Raw genomic sequence first — 19949 nt, 5'->3', positions numbered from 1 at the left:
AATTGAATGCGAGTAAAAGCTCGTGTCAGCATCGATCCATGGTGTCACAGACAGTTGTCCCCCGCGAGCGGTCCGAAGCTGAACCGCTCGGCCCGGACTCGTTGACGTGGAAGATCTTCGGCTCCCTGTATTTCGCGCCGACGGGCTTGTTTCTCGGCATGGTGCAGAACATGCACCCCGGCCTCGGCGCGGGCGTGGAGTTCCATTCGACCCTGAGCGCGGAGTTCTACCAGCGGGTTTTCCGCTCCGCGTACCCGATCACCGGCGTGGTCTTCGACGGGCCGCGCGCCGCGGGCACGGCCCGCGAGATCGTCGACTACCACCGCACGATCAAGGGCGTCGATGGCCAGGGCCGCCGCTATCACGCGCTGGACCCGGGCACCTTCTACTGGGCGCACGCGGTGTTCTTCGTCCAAACCCTGCGCGCGGGAGAGCTGTTCATGGGCGGGCTCACCGAAGCGCAGCGCGAACGACTCTGGCGCGAGCAATACCAGTGGTACGAGCTGTACGGCATGAGCATGCGGGTGGTGCCGCGGAGCTGGCCGGAGTTCCAGGAGTACTGGCGCGAGATGTGCGAGAAAGTCTTGGAGCCGACCAATGCCGCATGGGAGGTTTACCACCTGGCCGAGCAAGTGCCGGTGCCGATCTTCCCGATCCTCCGGTCAACGCCGAAGCCACTGTGGGACAGAGTTATTCGCCCATTCGGCGCCCGGTTCTATCAGTTTCTCACCATCGGGCTGTGTGATCCCGCGATTCGCAAGACCATGGGCTTCACCTGGTCCGAGCAGGATCAACGCCGATTCGAGGTCTGGTGCCGGGTATTCGCCGTGCTGAACAGATGGACGCCGGACGAGGCGAAATACTTCTTCCCGCGCATCCGAGCCGGCCGCCGCCGCGCGAACGGCCGCCGCCCCGCCGATCTCGCACCACCCGAGGCGCCGGAACTGCTCTGGCCCGCACCGGAATTGCGGGACCGGCCGCAGCACTACTGCCCGGTGCACGCCGACCACGGAACGGACCTACCGTCCAAATTCCGTCAGCTGACGGGATTCTGAGCGATGTCGGCACTGGAAACGCACAGCAACGACTACTACTACCGGCCGGGGATGCCGCTGCGCCCGCCGCCGCCCCGGGCGGTCGCCTCGGACCTGTGGTACGAACCGCGCAAGAACATGCTGGCGCGGTGGATCGAGGTGCGGCCGGTGCCGGCCGAAACGCCGCGCACCCGGCTGATGGCCGACCATCTGTGGCAGGGCGATGAGCAGATGGACGCGGTGGTCGCGGCATTCCGGCGGATCGGCACCGCCGCGGGCCGGCGCATGCTCGAGCTGGCGCTCGAGCATGGCATCGAATCCGTCGAGAACCCGCCGCCGGAGCTGGTTACGCTGTTCGAGCAGCTGGACAACCCGCCGGAGTGGTACGACCCGGACCGGTGGGAGTACGGGCGGCAACTGTGGATCAACGTGTCCACCGCCGGGAAACTGGCGATGGGCGTGCAGGACTTCATGGGCACCTTCGTCGGCGCGGAAGTCGCCGCCGCGACCGGGGCGACGGGACGGTTCGTCAACGATCCGTATCGCCGCAATCTGGAGACCGCCACCTGGTTCCGCAATGTCACCGTGGCCGGCGGCATGGATCGCTGGTCGCCGGTGTTCAAGGACACCGTGCGGGTCCGCCTGATGCACTCCCAGGTTCGTGCCGGACTCCGAAAGTCCTGGGGCGATGAGCATTTCGCGCGGCACGGCAATCCGATCTCGAATGCCACCATGATGGGCGCGGCCGTCACCTTCGGCATCTCGCCGATCTGCTTCGACCACACGCACGGCCGTCCCTGCACCGACGCGCAACTCGACGCGGTCATGCACTACTGGGCCTACATCGCCTACGTCTTCGGCGTCGCCGACGAACTGATCCCGCGCACCGCCCGCGAAGGAATGGAGATGGCCGACTATATGGTCGCCACCGCGGGCGTCGCCCCGGAGTGGACCGGCCTGATGGCCGGCGCGGCCACGCGCCGATTCGCGGGCGCCCGCCTGCGGGATCGAGCCACGATCCTGGCCGCGGCACCGGCTCTCGGCCTGCTGGCGTACTTCAGCAGCGCGGGACTGGTGCGCGCGCTGCTCGACAGCACGCCGCTGCGCCGGGTCCCGATCTGGCCGTGGGATCGAATCGTCGGCGCGGCAGCCACTTTCGAGGTGCGACTGCGCGCGCTGGATGACCGGCTGCCCGGCGCGGAAGGCAGGATGCGCTGGCGGGCAAGGGGTTACGACCCGGCCTGGCGGCGCAATACGCGAATCGCGCAGGCGCTCGCGGCCCGGGCCGGTATCCAAGGCACGCCCTACGACCAGCACGACGCCACGGCCGACGGCGTCGCCCGCTGTCCGATGCACTGATGAATCGCCTCGTGGTGGAACTGCGCCGTTCCGGCGTGACGGTGACCGTGCCGCCGGCGCTCACGGTTCTGGAAGCATTGGCGGACAACGGGATCGAGATTCCATCGCTGTGCCGGTCGGGTATCTGCGGCACCTGCGAAACCCCGGTACTGGCAGCCGAGTTCGCGCCCCCGGGCCGCGCACCGGCGACGCTTCGGCTGTGCGTCACCGAAACCGGGACGATGACCCGGCTGGCGCTGGACCTGTAGCCCCCGATTTAACTCGCGCACGAGGCATATGCGCGCAAATGAGCGGCAATTACCGCCGCCTCGGCTAGCGTGAGCTGGTGCGACGCACTGGTCCGCTCGAACTGGTCACGGCATTCATGGCCGCCGTGATCGGTGGACTGGCGCTCACCACACCGATCTCGCTGGCCTGGGCCGAGGGCACCTCCACCTTGCAGATGGAGCTGCTCGGCTACAGCATGCCCCGCGCCACCGCCATCGGCTGCGTGGCCGCGGTGCTGGTCGCCTGCTTCGCGAGTACCGCGAACTCGGCCGTGGTGGCCTGGTGGGTAGCCGCGGCCGGCACGGTGATTCTGCTGGCCAACCACATCCTGGGCAGCTTCTCGGCCACGATGGCGCCGCTCACCACCCTGAACTACGTCGACTCGCTGGCCGGCGGGGTGCTGCTGGGCGGTGTGGCCGCCGCGGCCTCGGTCCGGCTGCTCGCCGCCGCCGTCTTCACCCTGGGCGCGCTGTTCAGCATCGCGCTCGGTGACGTCAGCGTCTCGGAGACCGAGTACGGCGAGCCGGACCGGCACTCGCCGGTGTTCGGGTTCATCGTCGGTTCGCCGCCGATGTGGCTGATCTGGCCGGTCGCCATCCTGGCCGTGCTGTGCGCACTGCGCGGTCAGCGCAGCGAACCGGCGGAGCTGTCGGTCGAACTGCCGCTGCGGCCGATCGTGGCGGCGCTGGTGACCACGTCCGTGCCGCTGTTCGGTTCGGAGTGGCTGGCCCGGCACGGCAGCACCTTCCTCGATATCGCCCTGGTCGCCGTGGCGACGGTGGTGGCGGGCACGGTCGCGGCGTTGCTGCTGCCCGGCCGGGACGGCCTGCTGCTGACCCAGGCGGTGGCGCTGTCCGCCGTCGGCGGGGTGATCGCGTTCACCGCCCAGACGCCCTGGCTGGTGCCGGCCCTGTTCGTGGCCTGCGGCGGCGGGTTGTGGCTGGGCGCGCGGTGGTCGCGGCCCCCGCTGGGCATGGCGGCGGTGCTGGCGCTGGCGGTGCTCGCCGCGCTGAGCGGGGTGTCGCACGGCACGGCGCTGGCCGTGGCGGGCGTGGGGCTGGCCGCGATCACCGGCTACTGCTTCACCGCGGCGCTGCCCACCCACAGTGCGAGCCTGATGCTCTGCATCGCAACGCTTTTCGTGCCCGGACTGGTGGTGGCGATGCGTGGGCGGGTGTTCCAGGAGAACGGCCGGCCGCAGATGTTCGCCGAGCCGGGCCTGCTCAGCGAGGTCGCGCCGGGGGTGGCCGCGTTGCTGGTGACCCTCGGGTGCGTCGGCGGCTTCCTGCTGGTGCGCAAGCTGCGGCCGCCCGGCGTGGAGTAGTCAGCGGAACGGAATGCGGGACCGGGTGGCGGGCGGAATGACCCGCAGCACGATCTTGGCGCCGTCGATGCCGAGGATGTGGACGATATTGCCCAGCTCGAAGCGCTGGGGGACCAATTGCACCGTGCGCTCGCCGGCGCGCAGCATGCGGGGGGCGCCCAGCGTCCAGCCGTGCGGGTTGTAGGCGACCCGCCACGGCGTGCCCACATGCGGTTTCAACGCCTCCAGCAACAGGGGGAGCTCTGCGGTCAAATGCCGGGTTCGTGGCCACCACACACCGTCTATCCCGCCGAACTGCGGCGGGGTAGGTGTGAATTTCACCTGCGCGGTATTGACCGTAGGCAAATGTTGGCGGCCGCAGAGCAGCCGAAGGTGGTTTGGCGCCATGTGACGGCTCCTTTTTCCGACGAATCCACCCTACACACGCACGCTTACGATGCTTTGTAGTAGTCAGTGCTCACACTGTCCGGGCGTTCGCGGTCGTGCTTTCGCGATCGGGTTTGCCCTCGCGTGCCGACGGGTAACCAGAGTAAGTTGCTCTATACCCCGGTCATCGCACAACAGTGCAGTTGGGTGCTGGCCCATACCCGGGGAGAACGCGAGGCGGCTATGTCCGGCCCGGCTGCACATTCTCATATCGAACCCACCACCGACAAACGGCGCGCGAGCGAGCGTCCGCCGTTGTTGACGCTGCTGCGAATTTGGTTCGACGGTAGCGATATTCGGCAGCGGCGCGTGCCGTTCACCGGCTACCAGCCGGCGCATCCGCGCGGTCGGGACGACAACTGACCGGCGACGCGCCCGCTCCGGCGATCTTCGCCCCGATTCCCGTGTGCCCAGGAACAATCGAAACGTGAACCTCAAAGAACGGGCGGCGGATCTCGGGTACGCGGCGGGCTGGCGGCTGGTACGCGCCCTGCCGGAGCGCTGGGCAGTCGGTTTGTTCGACGCCGGCGCGGACTACGCGGCCCGGCGCGGGGATTCGGGACAGTTGCGGCGCAACCTATCCCGGGTGCTCGGGGTGCCGCCCGAGCAGGTGCCGGACGAACTCGTGCGCGCCAATCTTCGTTCCTACGCGCGATATTGGCGGGAGGCGTTCCGGCTGCCCGGTATGGATCCGGTGGCGCTGGCCGCGGAGATCGAAAGCGCGGCGACCGGTATCGAGTACATCCTCGACGCGAAAGCCCATGGGCGCGGCATCATTCTGGCGTTGCCGCACAGCGGGAACTGGGACCTGGCCGGGATCTGGGTGGTGCACCACGTCGGCACGCCCACCGTCGTCGCCGAACGGCTGCGCCCGGAATCGCTGTACCAGCGTTTCGTCAGGTTCCGCGAAGGGCTCGGTTTCGAGCTCATTCCGCTCACCGGCAGCGAGGTTCCGCCGTTCGATCGACTCACCGAACGCCTGCGCGCGGGCCGTCTGGTGGGCTTGCTCGGCGAACGGGACATCACCGGCACCGGCGTGCCGGTCAGCTTCTTCGGCGAGTCCATGCGCATGCCCGCCGGACCCGCCCGCCTGGCCATCGAGACCGGCGCGGACCTGCTCCCGGTGCACTGCTGGTTCACCCGCGACGGCTGGGGTTTCTCGGTCGGCGCACCGATCGACACCTCGGGCGGTGTGGACGGCGCCACCCAGCTCCTGGCCGATCGCTTCGCCGCGAACATCGCCGCGCACCCCGCGGACTGGCACATGCTGCAACCGCTGTGGACCGCCGACTTCTCCGCGGACCGCCAGGCCAAGATGCGCGCGCGCAGGCAAGCCGCCGGGATGCCGGACTGAACCGCGGCACTGGAGCGGCGTTAGAACAGCGTCATCGGTTCGGTCGGCTCGGGCTCGGGCAGCGGCGCCAGCTCGGGTAGTCGCGCCCGCACTTCCGCGTGGAAGCGGCGCGCCAGCGGCAGGGAGCTCCCGTTGTCGGGGGTGTGGATGAACACCGTGGGGGAGCGGCCCTCGCGCAGCCAGCCGGTGACGGTATCCAGCCAGGGCTGCCAGCCCGCGATGGTGCGCTCGGGATCATCCCGCCCGTGGTAGCGGACGACGGGAAACTCGGTGAGCGCCAAGGTTCTTCGCGGCACCCGCGGCTTCTTCGACCACGCCTCCTGCTCGGCGGCGCTCTGCGGCAGGCCCTCGAAAAGCGTTGTGGTGTCGAAGGTTACCCATTCCGCGCCGACCCGGCCCAGCACGTATTCCAGCTGGCGGGCGGCGCGCTCGTCCTCGAAGAACGCCGGATGGCGGACCTCCACCGCGGAACGGGACGGCAGCTCCCGCAGGAATCCGGCCAGCGCCCCGAGTTCGTTGGGTCCGAACGAGGCGGGCAGCTGCACCCACCAGGCATGCACCCGCGGGCCGAGCGGCTCCATCGCGGTCAGGAACTCGCGCAGCGGGCCCTCGCTCTCGACCAGCCGGCGCTCGTGCGTGATCGGCTTCGGCAGCTTCACCAGGAAGCGGAAATCCGGCCCGGTCTGTGCCGCCCAGGATGCCACCGTGCTGCGCGAGGGTGTCGCGTAGAACGTCGTGTTTCCTTCCACCGCAGTGCAATTGCTCGCGTAGACCCGCAGCGCCTCGCTCGCGGGCAGCTGCCCTTCCTGCCACGCAGCGTGCCGCCACATCGCACATCCCACGTGAAGCCGCATGTCATCGACGTTATCGCACGTCCGCGGGGCCGCCCGGCGCGGACCGCCGAGTGCGTCGCCGAAGCGTTGCCCGTACCCGCCGGGTGTGCCGATACTTCAAGCCGCGGAGCGGAATTGGTGGCGCGTTCGTACGTTGCCACGCCAGGTATCCGCAATATCCGCGCACCGATCCGTGCGGCGTGGCACGATCCCGCCATGTTTTCACCGCGATACCGCACGCCTGATTGCGGGTCGGCCACAATCGAGTGGCGTGTGCGCCCAATGCCGTATGTCGCCCTCGCGCAGCGGATACTTGTCCGGTGACCGAGATCGGGCAGCTCGACCCAGACCGTGCGAGCGTCGTCGAACGAGTGATTGCGGGGCGCTCGCAGAGCATCGGCAGTTTTCGTTTCTGGTCCGCTGATCAGCGCTGGGAGTGGTCCGACGAGGTCGCGGTCCTGCACGGGTACGAGCCGGGCAGTGTCCTGCCGACCACCGAGCTCATGCTGTCGCACAAGCACCCGGACGATCGCGACGAGGTGGCGCACACCCTGGACGCGGTGACCACCACCGGTGAGCCGTTCTGTTCGCGCCACCGCATCATCGACACCGGCGGCGAGATCCACGAGGTGCTTGTCGTCGGCGATCAGCTGCTCGACGATCTCGGCCAGGTGCTGGGCACCACCGGCTACTACATCGATGTCACCGAAACCCTCCAGGAAAACCGCCGCGCCACCCTCGACGAGGCCCTGCCGGACCTGATCGAGGCCCGTGCGGTGATCGAGCAGGCGAAGGGCGTGCTGATGCTGGTCTACGGGGTGGGCCCGGAGCAGGCGTTCAAGGTGCTGCAATGGCGGTCCCAGGAGACCAACGTCAAGCTGCGACGGGTGGCGGAACTGCTGGTGGGCGCCATCGGAGAGCTCGGCGGCGCGCCGGTCGGCTTCCGGTCCAGGTTCGATCATCTGCTGCTCACCATGCACGAACGAGAGCGGTAGATTTCTGTACGTGTGTACCCGGGTTGCCTGGGTAGTGCGTAGGTATGACAGGCGTGGATGGGGAGCTATCGGACCCGGAGGCCTCGCGGGCGGTCATCGAACAGGCCAAAGGTGCGCTGATGCTGGTGTACGGCTTGACCGCGGAGCAGGCTTTCGACGTACTGCGAAAACGTTCCCAGGAAACCAACACCAAGTTGCGGGTGCTGGCGAGCAGACTGGTAGCGGAGTTGCCGGAGATGTCGCGCTCGCGAGCCGCGGTGGCCTTTCTACGCGCGCGATTCGATCAGTTGCTACAGCACGAGTTCCTATGGGTGACGTCGGAAGCGAGAATGCGATGAACGAACGAGCTGGGCACCGATCACTCGGCGTGGTCTGCGCGGCCGCCGCGCTCACCGTGGCCGCGGCGGGCGCGGCGCAGGCGGGCAGCGGCGAACCACCGGTGGTGGGCGGCGGGTCCGGCATCATTGTCGACAACCAGGCGCAGTGCACGCTGACCACGGTCGGCTACGACCGCTCCGGACGGCTGCTGGGGCTGACGGCCGGGCACTGCGGCGACGCCGGGGCCAAGGTGGTGACCGAGGCGAACCCCAATTTCGGTGTGGTCGGCCGATTCGTCTACTCCAATCCGAACCTGGATTACGCGCTCATCGAGTTCACGCCCGGGCGCATCAATCCCGTTGCCCGGGTGGGGGATACGACGATCACCGGGATCGGCGCGCCCGCGCAGTTCCCGGCGGTGGTGTGCAAGAAGGGGCGGACCACCGGAACCAGCTGCGGTGTGGTGTGGGGCAACCTGCGGGCGGCCCATCATGAGACCTGGACCCAGATGTGTGTCCTGGAAGGCGACTCGGGCGCGCCGGTGCTGGCCGGATCGACCCTGGTCGGCATGGTGAACGCCTACCTGGGGGTCGGCTGCCTGGGCCCGGAGGTGGGCACGAATATGGCCGCGATCAGCGCCGATCTGGATGCCCGAGACGAGACCGGCGCCGGTTTCCACCCGATCCCGTAAAACGAGACGTGGCGTGCGGAATGATCCGCACGCCACGCGAGCCCGCCGGGGCTACTTCTTTCGATCCATGGCGTCCTTGGCCTTGTCGACCAGGCCGCCGAGGGTTTGCTTCACGTCGTCGAAGCCCTCCTTGGCGCCTTCGACGGCGTCGTGGGCCAGACCGCGCACCTTCGCCTCGGCCTGATCGGCCTTGCCCTCGCGCGTCATGCGGTCGTCCTCGGTGGCCTTGCCGACCGACTCCTTGGCCTTGCCTGCTGCTTCGTCGATTTTGTCGCGAAGAGACATCGAAGAACCTCCGATCGTTTCCGCGCCCGCGGTGGGCGCGCCTCCTCGATACTGCCCCGGGAGACAGCAGCGCGCATTCGGCAATCTGTGAGTTCTCAGCACTCAGCGCCGTTGGAGCCGGTATCAGAGGCTGATTGACGCTCAACGGCGGCCAATCTGTTACATCATGGCTACTCCGGCTTCGGCTGCTCGAACTGGCCGCGCTTCCAATCGCCGTACGGTTCGTCGCGTTCGCGCACCGCCTCCCGGAATCCGGTGGTCGCCGCCCGCAGCTGGAAGGCGTAGCCCTCGCGGGTATGCCGGGAGATGCCGTCGAAAACGGTGCTGATCATGCCGGAGTTCTGCACGCCCTGGGCCAGCAGCGCGCTGTTGAGCGCGAGTTTGGCCATGATCAGCTGGTTGACCGGCATCCGGGCGATGCGCTCGAGCAGTTCCTCGGTGCGCGCGTCGAGCTGGTCGGCGGGCGGCGCCTCGACTGCCAGGCCCCATTCTTCGGCCTGCTTGCCGGACAGGCAGTCGCCGGTGAACAGCAGGCGTTTGGCGCGCTGATCGCCGAGGCGGTGTGCCCACATGCCCGCGGCCGGGATGCCCCAGACGCGGGTGGGCGGATAGCCGATCTTGGTGTCGTCGGCGCAGATGATCTGATCGGCGTACAGGGCGATGTCGGTGCCGCCGGCCACCGCGAATCCGTGCAGTTTCGCCACCGTGGGCTTATTGGCGTAGAGCAGGCTGGCGAAGCCCCGGTTGAACCGGCTCATCATGGCGTAGTCGACCATGGGATCCCAAGTGCCCCAAGGGTTGTGGTTGGCGGCCTGGATGCCGGGATCGAGCACCGTGCCAGCCGTGTCGTGGGTGCCGACGCCGAGGTCGAAGCTGTTCTCGGCGAAGATCGACAGGTCGTAGCCGCCGCAGAAGCCCTTGCCCCGGCCGGAGACCACCATGACGTGCACCCGCGGGTCCAGATCGGCGCGTTCGACGGCGTGCGCCAGCTCGATCGGGGTGTCGGAGGTGATGGCGTTGCCGTGCTCGGGACGATTGAAGGTGATGCGGGCGATCCGGCCGTCGACCTCGTAGGTGAGTGTGCGGTAGGTGGTGTCGTCGCCGGGTAGCGGGCGACCGGCCCAGGGCGCGTCGGGCCCATCGGTGAGGCCCTCGTACCAGGCCGCGGGGCGGGTGCCGGAGTGCTTCTCGGAATCCATGCCGCCATCGTATTACATACTTGTGTCGAGTGATCATGTATTGTAATACTGAAGTCCTCGGTGTTAGGAGTTCCCATGAGCACGCACGCGGTGACGAATCAGGTTCCGCCTCTTGTCGGCTACGACCTCGCGGAGCAGCCGGTGCTGCTGGAGGCGCTGGCCCGGGCGGGCGCAGAGCACGCCCTCGACGAATTGCACGCGATCGGGCGGCTGGCCGGCAGTGCCGCGGCCCAGGAGCTGGGTGACCTGGCCGAAGCGCACCCGCCGGTGCTGAAGACGCACGACCGGTACGGAAATCGCGTCGACGAGGTCGGCTACGACCCCAGCTATCACCAGTTGATGACGCACGCCGTGAGCTTCGGCCTGCACGGCGCGGTCTGGGCCGACACCCGGCCGAACCCGCACCTGACCAGGGCCGCGAAGCTGAGCGTATGGGGTCCGGTGGATGCCGGGCACGGGTGTCCGATCTCGATGACCTACGCCGTGGTTCCGGCCCTGCGGGCCGCTCCCGACCTGGCCGCGCAGTACGAACCGCTGCTGACCGCCCGCGACTACGACCCCGGCCTGCGCGCGCCGCTGACCAAGCGCGGATTGATCGCGGGCATGTCGATGACCGAGAAGCAGGGCGGCTCCGACGTGCGGGCCAACACCACCACCGCGGTGCCGCAGCCGGACGGCAGCTACCGGATCACCGGGCACAAGTGGTTCACCTCCGCGCCGATGTCGGATCTGTTCCTCACCCTCGCGCAGGCCCCGGGCGGCCTGTCCTGCTTCCTGGTGCCCCGGGTGCTGCCCGACGGTTCGCGCAATCCCTTTGCGCTGCAACGACTCAAGGACAAACTGGGCAATCGCTCCAATGCCAGCAGCGAGGTCGAATACGACAACACCGTCGGCTGGCTGGTCGGCCCGGAGGGCCGGGGCGTGCCGACCATCATCGAGATGGTCAACCTGACGCGGCTGGACTGCACCCTCGGCACGGCCACCGCCATGCGCACCGGTGTCGCGCAGGCCGCGCATCACGCCGCGCACCGGAAAGCCTTCGGCGCCAACCTCTCCGACCAGCCGTTGATGCGCAACGTGCTGGCCGACTTGGCGATCGAAGCCGAAGCCGCGACCACGGTCGCGCTGTGGCTGGCGGATCTCACCGATCAGGCCGTCGCCGGGGCGGAGGGCGCGGATCTGCTGCGCCGGATCTCGTTGGCGGTCAGCAAGTACTACGTGTGCAAGCGCGGGCCGATCCATGCCGCCGAGGCACTGGAATGTCTGGGCGGCAACGGCTACGTCGAGGAATCGCGGATGCCTCGGCTCTACCGCGAAGCGCCGCTGCTGTCGATCTGGGAGGGCTCGGGGAACGTCGCGGCCCTGGATACCTTGCGCGCCATGGCAAAACAGCCGGAAACCCTGGCCGCCTACTTCGACGAGGTGAAACGAGCCACCGGGGCCGACAAACACCTCGACGCCGCGATCACCCGCCTCGAGGGCCAGTTCGCCGACTTCGACACCATCCAGCACCGCGCCCGCCGCGTCGTCGGCGACATGGCGCAGGTGCTGCAAGCCTCGCTCCTGGTCCGCTACGGTCACCCAGCCGTCGCCGACGCCTTCACCGTCAGCCGCCTGGGCGGCGAGCACGGCGACGTTTTCGGTACCCTGCCCACCGGCCTGGACACTGCCGCGATCATCGACCGCGCCACCCCCAAGATCGGCTGACCCCATGCCGTCCGCACGGGATTACGGTGCGAAATTCCGCTCGGCGAAGGCGATGAACTCGGTCCGGAATCCCTCGTATTCGGTGCGCAGCCGCAGCCCCGGCCAGTCGGCGGGCAGCAGCGGCTCGGGCAGCAGCGGGTCGTCGAGAATATGGCGTACCGCGGCGGCGGCCACCTCGAAGCGATCGGCCATCGTTTTCCCGGACTCGAAAGCCCGCAGCAGCCGCTCCGCGTCCCGGGCCCAATTCTTGGTCGCGAAAAGGGATTCCGCGAGTTTGACCGGGGCGCGCTGAGGCTCCGCGGTGAACTGGACGATGCGGCGGGTGGCGTCCCGCCCGAGTGTGATGTCGATATTGTCCGGCCGGGTCCACACCCCCTCGCGCAGCTCGGCGATCTTGTTGGCGCGCATGGTGTCCCGGAACGCGATGCGGGCGCTGGCCTCGGCCCCGACCGCCGTCACCACCGCCATGTACCAGCGCCCGTCCCACTCCTTTGGCACCGGCCGCAGCGCGGCGTCCTGCCGCCGTTGCCGTTCGATCAATCGCTGCGAGAGCCGGTAGACGCTGTTGCTGCGTTCCAGATCCCCCGCGGCGACCATCCGGGTCAGCGCCACCCGCACCGCCGACTGCTGTAACCCGAGCTCTTCGGCCACCGTCACGATCCAGCTGACCGGCGCCTCGGCCGGGTGCGCGCCCAGCAGCGCGCTGAGAATCGCCGACCGGGCGGTCAGCTTCCGCATGCGCATCGTCAGCGACTGCTTGCGGGTCGCTCGAATGGGTCAGCCACAGCCGGAAAGTCTACAGAGCTGCACCGATCGTGCGTGCACCGCGATGTCAGGTTGTTGAAGCGCGTTATGTCCCAGACAGCGAAGGCGCACCGTGTGCGACAACTATCGCGATAGTGGGTGTTTCACAGGGGTGAAATCTGATCTGGGCGATGCGGGTGCGTTGCTGGGTTCGGGCGCTGCCGCCGGCCGCGCACAGCCCACCCCGGTGATCTTGGGCGGCGCGCGGTATGGCAATCTGGGACACGTCATTTTGGTTGCTGCCCAGGGGCTTTCGATCAGACTTCGTTTCACTTCCGAATTATGGAAAGTGTCCGCAATGCGCCGCCGTAATGGTCGTTCCGTATACCGCGACGGACCGTGTGTCGCCGCGCGCCACGCCGAGTTTGGCGTGCCATTGGCAAATCAACGGTTTCGCAGGCGGCGGCCATCGACTATGAATGCTTGGGTGCCGAACCCAACCGCGACTACAAGTCTCCCCCCGAGCGTCCGCAGTGGGGGGCCTAGATGACCATCGAGCATCCCATCGAGGACGAGGTGACACAGCTGGCAAGGCGGGTCGAGAAGGCCCGTGGCCGGCTGGCCTGGCAATTCGATCCCGCGCTCACCGAAGCGCTGTCCGAGGACGAGCTACACGCCGAACGCGAACTCGCCGAGCGGATTCGGGAACAGGACCGGGGTCAGCGCTGGAAGGAAGTGCAGGCACTGGCCGGGGCCGCCGATCGCGCCAGGCAGACCACCGAAGCAATCGAGAAGGCCGACATGCGAGATCTTCTGGTCGCCCGCAAGGCAATTGCCGCGCAACGCCGGGAATCCAGCCCGCATGCCCGGCTGGCCTCGCTGTACCGGCATCGGGCCTGGTCGCTGCGCGCACTGGCCGGCGTGGTCGGCGCGGGCATGCTGTGGTCGGCGGTGAACGTTCAGCACAACATCGCGCCCGGTGGGCCCTCCGACCCGCTGTTCTGGTTCAGCTATCTGCTCGAAGGCATGATCAGCGTCTGCTTGATCATCATCATGATCGGCACCAACAAGGTGTCCGAATGGGGGGTAGTCGACAATCGCGGGCAGGTCGCCCTCGCCGAGCTGGCGCTGCTGGGTCTGACCGTCTGCCTCAACACCTATCCCTATCTGCGGGTCGGCGAATGGTACGAGGTCGCCGTGCATGCCATCGCGCCGGTGATGATCGGTGTCGCGCTACTCATTCACGACGCGGCGAGCGCGCGCTACGGGCTGGCCATCGCCCGGGCCACCGAGCAGGTCAAAGAGATGCCGGATCCGGTCGAGCGCATCCGGCGGCAACTGCCCTCCCTCGCGGGGTACACGCGCAGTGCCACGACCCAGGTGGCCGCGGGCGTGGAGCCGGAGGCGGCCGCCGAACCGGAGCTGGTCGACGAGGTCGAGGCTGAACCGGTGGCGGAGGTCGAGGTCGAGGCGGAGCTTCCGCCGCCGCTGCCGCCCGCGGCGCGCAATGGCAAGCGCAACGGTGCGCCGGGGCCGAACGGTGGGCCGGCAGCCGCTGAGCCGCGTCCGGCGCCGGAGAAGCGCCGTGCGCCAGTCGATTCCGGCAAGGTCCTCGCGGCCCTCGATACCGACCAGCCGGTTCCGGTAAAGGTGAACGGGCGGCCCGCGGCCGCGGCGTCCGCCGAAAAGCGGGTCGCGCCAGCGGTTGTCGAGACCCGGCCGGTCGTGGCCGAACCCCGTCCGGCCGCCGAGCCCCGTCCGGCCGCTGAGCCGCGTCCGGCTGCTGCTGAGGCGCGTCCGGCTGCCGCGGAGACGCGTCCGGTTGTCGCGCAACCTCGTCCGGTTGTCGCGCAGGCGCGTCCGGCCGTCGCCGAGACTCGTCCGGTCGCCGCCGAGCCGCGTCCGGCTGTCGCTGAATCCCGCCCGGCCGCGCGCGCTAGCGCACCGAAGCCGGTCGCTCCGGTGCAGGCCGCCAAGGAGCCCGCGGCGGCGAAGACCCGCAAGGTCGAAGCGCCCGCCAAGCCGGAGGTCACCGTGGTGGCCGAACGCAAGCCGGTGAGCAAGCCGAGCCCGGCCGAAAAGGCAAGCGCCACAGAGCCGGATCCGCTGTACGACACCGGTCAGTTCCGGGTTGCCGACATCCTCGAACAGGAGCTCGCCGAGCTCCAGGCCGAGCGTCGCAAGGCCCGCACGAGCAAGCAGCGGACGGCCACCCGCTGAAGTATTCCGGCACCGTGACCCCCCTTCCCCCGCGCCTGGACGAGGTGGCGGGGGAGGGGCGTTATCGCGCACCCGGGGCGCTGTCTCTATAGTTGCCCGCAGATCGCTTGTGGCGCTTGGCGCTACGGCGTGCGCATGTTCGAGATGTACCGCACGACTTTGATTTACCGCAGACCCCCTTTTCGGATGGTCGATCAGAGCTGAGGCCCCTACATGACGAACTCGACAACCACCTCGCTGTCGCACCGGCAGATCCTGACCATCCTGTCCGGTTTGTTGCTGGGTATCTTCCTGGCCGCCCTGGACCAGAACATCGTCAGCGTGGCGATCGTGCCGATCGCCAACGACCTGCACGGATTCGATGAACAGGCCTGGGCCACAACGGCTTACCTGATCACCGCGACGGTCAGCACGCCGCTGTACGGCAAGCTCGCCGACATCTACGGCCGGAAACCGTGCTACCTCATCGCGATTGGCTTGTTCGTCGCCGGCTCGATCGCCTGCACCTTCGCCACCTCCATGTACGAGCTCGCGGCCTACCGCGCCTTCCAGGGCCTGGGCGCGGGCGGCCTGATGTCGCTGGCGTTCACCATCCTCAGCGATATCGTCCCGGCTCGCGAAAGAGTGCGCTACCAGGGCTATTTCATGGTGGTCTTCGGCTCGTCGACGGTGCTGGGGCCGGTGCTGGGCGGCTTCTTCTCCGGCTACGACGAGCTCGCGCGGCTGGACGGCTGGCGCTGGGTGTTCCTGGTCAACGTGCCGATCGGCCTGCTCGCTTTCGTGGTGGTCGCGAAATTCCTGAATGTCCCGCATCAGCGGCAGAAACAGCGGATCGACTGGCTCGGCGCGGTGATGCTGACCGTCGGCGTGGTGCCGCTGCTGATCATCGCCGAGCAGGGCCGGGTGTGGGGCTGGGAATCCGAGCGGGCGCTCATCTGTTATGGCGTGGCGGCCTCGGGCATTCTGCTGTTCATCATCGTGGAATTGCTGATGAAGGACGCCGCGCTCATTCCGATGCGGCTGTTCGACAATTCCACTTTCAGCGTGTCCATTCTGGGTGGCTTCATCGTCGGCGTCGCGATGTTCGGCGCCATCGTGCTGGTGCCGCTGTATTTCCAAGTGGTGCGGGGATATTCGCCGACGAAGTCGGGTTTGCTGATGCTGCCGCTGGTGGTCGGCATCATGATCGGCGCGCAGGTCTCCGGGATGGTCACCCAGCGCACCGGCAGGTACAAGATGCTGCCCGTGGGGGGTTGTTTCCTCATCGCGATCGGCGCGGTGCTGCACGCCCAGGTGAAATTCGACAGCCCGCTGTGGCAGCCGCTGGTCTGCGGCGGCGTGATCGGCGCCGGGCTCGGCTTCTGCATGCAGACGCTGATCATCGCCGCGCAGAACGCCGGGCCGCGCCAGGACATGGGCGTCTCCACCGCCGCGGCGACCTTCTTCCGGCAGATGGGCGGCACGCTCGGCGTCGCGATATTCCTGACGATTCTGTTCAACCTGTTGCCGCACAAGATCATCGACGCGTTCGGCGGGCAGCTGCCCGCAGGCTTCGACGCCACCCAGCTCGGCGGCATCACCAGCGACGCCAGCGGCATCGCCGCCATGCCCGAGGAGCTGAGAACCCCGGTCCTGGTCGGCTTCACCGATGCCATGAACGGCGTGTTCTACACCGCGGCGGGCGTGGCCCTGGCCGCCGGCCTGATCTTGCTGCTCATGAGAGAGCTTCCGCTGCAAGATGATCCGATCGATCTGCTGATCGCGTCGGAGGCCGTGCGGGAGTCCAGACTCGACGACGAGCACGACTGGGACGGTGCGGCCCAGGCGCTGTTGTCCGAGCCCGAGCCGATGCTCGAGGTCACCGCGCCGGTGCAGGTCGACGACGTAGCGGACGAGGACGAGGCGGACGTGGCCGAACTCGAGCAAGGGCATCCGTCGCTCACCGGCCGCATCCACCACGAAGACGGCAGACCGGTCCCCGATGCCGCCCTCACCCTGATCGACAAGCGCGGACATCAAGTCACCCGCGCTACCGGCGACGGATACGGCGACTACGCCATCTACGCCCCCGAGCCCGGCACCTATGTGCTCATCGTTTCCGCGGCCGGGCATCAGCCGACCGCCATCAGCGTGGTCGCCGGCCCCTGGCCGCAGCAGCTGGATCTCACCCTCATGGGCTCGAGCGAGGTATCGGGCGTGGTCCGCTCGGCCATCAGCGGCAATCCCCTCGACGGCGCGACCGTCACCCTCACCGACCGGCACGGCGAGGTGGTCGGGGCCGCCATCAGCACCGAGGACGGTCATTTCGTCTGCCACGACGTGGTTTCCGGCAGCTACACCCTGGTCGTGATCGCCGAGCACATGCGTCCGTACGCGGCCGCGCTCACCGTGCCGCACACCGGTTTGCTGCGGCACGACATCGATATGGACCCGATGGCGGTGCTCGCCGGGATCGCGATCGCCGATGGGCGAGCCGTGCCGGACGTGCAGATCATGGTGCTGGATGTGGCGGGCGATCTGACCGCGACGGTGCGCACCGACGACGAGGGACAGTACGTTGTCCCGGATCTGCCCGAAGGCGAATACACCGTGGTGGCACGCGGATATCCACCGGTCACCAGCCGCGTCTCCGTGTCCGGCGGGGAAGTCGAGCACGATGTGCGGCTGGGCTACGGCCGCGAGATCGATGACGAACTGCTCGATCGCGCCGACGTCAACGGGTGACCGCCGCCCGGCCGTCGATCCGGACTGACGCATCGGCGGCAATGGCGCGTGGACGCCATTGTGGCGCAATGAATTCGGCTCTACCAGCGGCTCGGCCGTGCCATAGTGGGGCGATGTCGTGGCTACGCAGTATTGGTGCCATCGCGATCGCTCTGACCGCTGCCGTGGCGGTGGCCTGTGGTGATTCCGGCGAAGCGCCACCCGCAGACAAACCCGGACCGGGTGACCAGACCATCACCTTCGAACACGGCGGTGAAACCAGGGCCTATACGGTGCACGCGCCGCCGGGCTACAACGGCAAGGACATGCTGCCGCTGGTCGTCGTAATGCACTTCCGCCCTGGAACTTCCGCCGCCATCGCCCGGACCTCCGGCATGAACGCGAAAGCCGATAAGGAGAATTTCCTCGTCGTCTATCCGCAGGGCCTCGGTGACGCCTACAACGCCCTGGTGTGCTGCGGCTCCGAAGACGACGTCGGGTTCATCGAGGAGGTCGTCGACCGGATGACCGACCTGTGGAAAGCCGATCCGAAACGTGTTTACGCCACCGGTATTTCGAACGGCGCGGACATGTCGTTCAAACTCGCCGTGGAAACCGAGGGCATTTTCGCGGCCATCGCGCCGGTGAGCGGCGGATTCATCGGCGACACCGCACTCCGGGACGCGGCCTACAAACCGAAGACGCCGGTCTCGGTGATCACCTTCCTCGGCGGCGAGGACCGGGTTGCCGCGCAGCTGGGTCAGGGCATCGACACCTGGGGGCAGCGCCTTGGGTGCGCGAGCCAGCCGGTGGCGCAGACCTTGCCCAAGGGCATCACGCTGACTGCCGGGAAATGCGGTGACGGCAGCGATCTTCAGGTCTACCGGCTGCCGGAGATGAGCCACGCCTGGCCTGGCGGCGGGCCCGCGGCGATGGTCGACAGCAACGCCGGGATCAGCGCCACCGATCTGATGTGGGAATTTTTCAAGACGCACACCAGGTGAACTGGCACTCCGGCCGGGCGCACGGCAAACTCGATGGGGTGTTTCGCAAACTCCATGGAGTGGCTGAAGACAGCGGAGCGAACCGGTGACCGCGCTGGCTCGCGGTGAGAACCGGCCCGCACCCGGCGACCGGCTGACGGTCACTGTTGCCTGCACCGATCCCGTCGATGTCTCCGCGCTGCTGCTCGGTGCGAACGGCAAGGTGCGCTCCGACTCCGATTTCGTGTTCTTCAACCAGCCGGTCGGACCGGGCGTCACCTACCGGCACGGTGCGGGCGGGCCCGACGTGGTCGAGGTGCAGACCTCCGCGCTGCCCGGCGATGTCGACAAGGTCGTGGTCACCGCGAGCCTGGACCGGCCCGGCACCTTCGCCAGCGCGGGCTCGCTGCTGGCGACCATCGGATCACCCGCCGGCACACTGACGTTCCCGATGACGGGCCTCAGCACCGAGACGGCCGTGGTGTGCGTCGAGATCTACCGGCGCGGCGGGGCGTGGAAGGTGCGCGCGGTCGGGCAGGGGTACGACAACGGATTGGCCGGCATCGCAACGGCATTCGGCGTCAATATCGACGACGAACCCGCGCCTGCCGCGCAGCAACCGCCGCCTCCGGCCTACCAGCCGCCGCCCGCACCGGCGTATCAACCGCCGCCCGCACCCGCCTACCAGCCGCCGCAACCCGCCTACTCGGCCCCGCCGCAATTCCAGCAAGGAGCACTGCCGATGCAGAGCGATCTGTTCAACCCGAGTTTCGCCGAAGCCACCGGCCCCGGCATCCAGAAGCAGGGCGGCAAGATGATCAAGGTCGCCGTCTCCGGCGAGGTGATGGCGCGCACCGGCTCGATGGTCGCCTACCAGGGCGACCTGCAATTCAAGGCGCTCGGCTCGGGCGGCATCGGCCGCGCCATCCAGCAGCGCCTCACCGGTGAGGGCGTGCCGCTGATGAAGGTCACCGGCCGCGGCGACCTGTTCCTGGCCAACGCCGCCGCCGACGTGCACACCGTCGACCTGGACGGCACCGACGGGCTCACCATCAACGGCTCCAACGTGCTCGCCTTCGACTCCAGCCTGCGCTACGACGTGAAGATGGTCTCCGGCGCCGCCGGAATCGCCAGCAACGCGGGCCTTTTCAACTGTGTCTTCACCGGCCGCGGGCGGATCGCCATCACCACGCACGGTTCGCCGGTGGTGTTGCAGGTCGACCAGCCCACCTTCGCCGATCCGCAGGCCGCCGTCGCCTGGTCCTCCAGCCTGAACACCGGCATCAAACGCAACGATTCCTTCGGGCTGAGCCGCCTGATCGGCCGCAGCACCGGCGAGGGTTTGACGCTGTCGTTCTCCGGACGCGGTTTTGTCATCGTGCAGCCGTCGGAGTTGCCGCCCGGCGGCTTGCTCGGCGGCACCGGTGGTGGACAGCAGGCCGGTCAATCCGGCGGCGCGCTCGGCGGATTGTTCAGCTGACGTCGAAATAGGCTGGCTGCCACGCCG

General features: G+C 68.2%; 18 protein-coding genes and 1 pseudogene. 14 read left to right on the top strand and 5 right to left on the bottom strand.

Translation table 11 applies throughout. From position 1 onward, the window contains the following. Positions 1–38 precede the first annotated feature (38 nt). The 4 genes from AB0M14_RS08965 to AB0M14_RS08950 all read left to right on the top strand — a co-directional run bounded on the left by AB0M14_RS08965 (position 39) and on the right by AB0M14_RS08950 (position 3984). A complete protein-coding gene (locus AB0M14_RS08965; protein WP_364990782.1) occupies positions 39–1055 on the top strand; it encodes an oxygenase MpaB family protein in 1017 nt (338 codons plus the stop codon). Positions 1056–1058: 3 nt separating this feature from the next. Then, entirely contained in the window at positions 1059–2393 is a 1335-nt protein-coding gene (locus AB0M14_RS08960; RefSeq protein ID WP_364990780.1) for an oxygenase MpaB family protein, read from the top strand. Then, positions 2393–2641, top strand: a complete 249-nt coding sequence (locus tag AB0M14_RS08955) for a 2Fe-2S iron-sulfur cluster binding domain-containing protein (RefSeq protein WP_364990777.1) — start codon at positions 2393–2395, stop codon at positions 2639–2641. Before AB0M14_RS08960 ends, AB0M14_RS08955 begins: the two co-directional genes overlap by 1 nt. A 77-nt stretch (positions 2642–2718) precedes the next feature. After that, positions 2719–3984, top strand: coding sequence for a hypothetical protein (locus AB0M14_RS08950; RefSeq protein WP_364990774.1), 1266 nt, complete (start codon positions 2719–2721; stop codon positions 3982–3984). Here AB0M14_RS08950 and AB0M14_RS08945 read toward each other — a convergent pair whose 3' ends face one another. Then, on the bottom strand, positions 3985–4305 hold the full coding sequence (locus AB0M14_RS08945; protein WP_364990772.1) for a DUF5994 family protein: 321 nt from the start codon (positions 4303–4305) through the stop codon (positions 3985–3987). A 213-nt stretch (positions 4306–4518) separates the two neighbouring features. Here AB0M14_RS08945 and AB0M14_RS08940 point away from each other — a divergent pair, with 213 nt between their 5' ends. Both AB0M14_RS08940 and AB0M14_RS08935 read left to right on the top strand, forming a co-directional pair. Next, positions 4519–4773 (top strand): hypothetical protein, encoded by a 255-nt coding sequence (locus tag AB0M14_RS08940; RefSeq protein ID WP_364990769.1) that lies wholly within the window; start codon positions 4519–4521, stop codon positions 4771–4773. 64 nt (positions 4774–4837) lie between these two features. Then, entirely contained in the window at positions 4838–5764 is a 927-nt protein-coding gene (locus AB0M14_RS08935; RefSeq protein ID WP_364990766.1) for a phosphatidylinositol mannoside acyltransferase, read from the top strand. 20 nt (positions 5765–5784) lie between these two features. On the opposite strand, the gene AB0M14_RS08930 is transcribed toward AB0M14_RS08935, so the two are convergent. Beyond that, the gene (locus AB0M14_RS08930; RefSeq protein WP_364990764.1) at positions 5785–6618 is read right to left on the bottom strand and encodes a DUF72 domain-containing protein; all 834 of its coding nucleotides are present in this window, start codon (positions 6616–6618) and stop codon (positions 5785–5787) included. Positions 6619–6926: 308 nt separating this feature from the next. On the opposite strand from AB0M14_RS08930, the gene AB0M14_RS08925 reads away from it, so the two are divergent. From AB0M14_RS08925 to AB0M14_RS08915, 3 genes and pseudogenes are all read left to right on the top strand, one after another. Next, entirely contained in the window at positions 6927–7592 is a 666-nt protein-coding gene (locus tag AB0M14_RS08925) for a PAS and ANTAR domain-containing protein (RefSeq protein ID WP_364991426.1), read from the top strand. A gap of 53 nt (positions 7593–7645) precedes the next feature. Further along, positions 7646–7930: pseudogene (locus AB0M14_RS08920) on the top strand (ANTAR domain-containing protein); the annotation flags it as partial. Beyond that, on the top strand, positions 7927–8601 hold the full coding sequence (locus AB0M14_RS08915) for a S1 family peptidase (protein ID WP_364990762.1): 675 nt from the start codon (positions 7927–7929) through the stop codon (positions 8599–8601). The pseudogene AB0M14_RS08920 and the gene AB0M14_RS08915, both read left to right, overlap by 4 nt. Positions 8602–8652: 51 nt before the next feature. Here the strand turns inward: AB0M14_RS08915 and AB0M14_RS08910 are convergent, their stop codons facing one another. Continuing rightward, positions 8653–8886, bottom strand: a complete 234-nt coding sequence (locus AB0M14_RS08910) for a CsbD family protein (protein WP_364990759.1) — start codon at positions 8884–8886, stop codon at positions 8653–8655. 170 nt (positions 8887–9056) lie between these two features. Further along, on the bottom strand, positions 9057–10085 hold the full coding sequence (locus tag AB0M14_RS08905) for a crotonase/enoyl-CoA hydratase family protein (protein ID WP_364990756.1): 1029 nt from the start codon (positions 10083–10085) through the stop codon (positions 9057–9059). Between the two features lie 75 nt (positions 10086–10160). Here AB0M14_RS08905 and AB0M14_RS08900 point away from each other — a divergent pair, with 75 nt between their 5' ends. Further along, a complete protein-coding gene (locus tag AB0M14_RS08900; RefSeq protein ID WP_364990754.1) occupies positions 10161–11792 on the top strand; it encodes an acyl-CoA dehydrogenase family protein in 1632 nt (543 codons plus the stop codon). Between the two features lie 21 nt (positions 11793–11813). On the opposite strand, the gene AB0M14_RS08895 is transcribed toward AB0M14_RS08900, so the two are convergent. Further along, positions 11814–12530, bottom strand: coding sequence for a PaaX family transcriptional regulator C-terminal domain-containing protein (locus AB0M14_RS08895; protein WP_364990751.1), 717 nt, complete (start codon positions 12528–12530; stop codon positions 11814–11816). A 552-nt stretch (positions 12531–13082) separates the two neighbouring features. On the opposite strand from AB0M14_RS08895, the gene AB0M14_RS08890 reads away from it, so the two are divergent. The 4 genes from AB0M14_RS08890 (at position 13083) to AB0M14_RS08875 (ending at position 19922) form a co-directional block, all read left to right on the top strand. Then, entirely contained in the window at positions 13083–14756 is a 1674-nt protein-coding gene (locus AB0M14_RS08890) for a hypothetical protein (protein ID WP_364990748.1), read from the top strand. Between the two features lie 213 nt (positions 14757–14969). Continuing rightward, positions 14970–17480: an MFS transporter gene (locus AB0M14_RS08885; protein WP_364990745.1), complete on the top strand. Its 2511-nt coding sequence runs from the start codon at positions 14970–14972 to the stop codon at positions 17478–17480. Next, positions 17477–18463: a PHB depolymerase family esterase gene (locus AB0M14_RS08880; RefSeq protein ID WP_364990743.1), complete on the top strand. Its 987-nt coding sequence runs from the start codon at positions 17477–17479 to the stop codon at positions 18461–18463. Before AB0M14_RS08885 ends, AB0M14_RS08880 begins: the two co-directional genes overlap by 4 nt. A gap of 85 nt (positions 18464–18548) precedes the next feature. Continuing rightward, positions 18549–19922 carry an AIM24 family protein gene (locus AB0M14_RS08875; protein ID WP_364990740.1) on the top strand — a complete coding sequence of 458 codons (1374 nt, stop codon included), beginning with the start codon at positions 18549–18551 and terminating at the stop codon, positions 19920–19922. Positions 19923–19949 lie beyond the last annotated feature (27 nt).

The sequence above is a fragment of the Nocardia sp. NPDC051832 genome, assembly GCF_040681285.1.
Classification (GTDB): Bacteria; Actinomycetota; Actinomycetes; order Mycobacteriales; family Mycobacteriaceae; genus Nocardia.
This window is presented reverse-complemented; position numbering and strand designations above follow the sequence as displayed.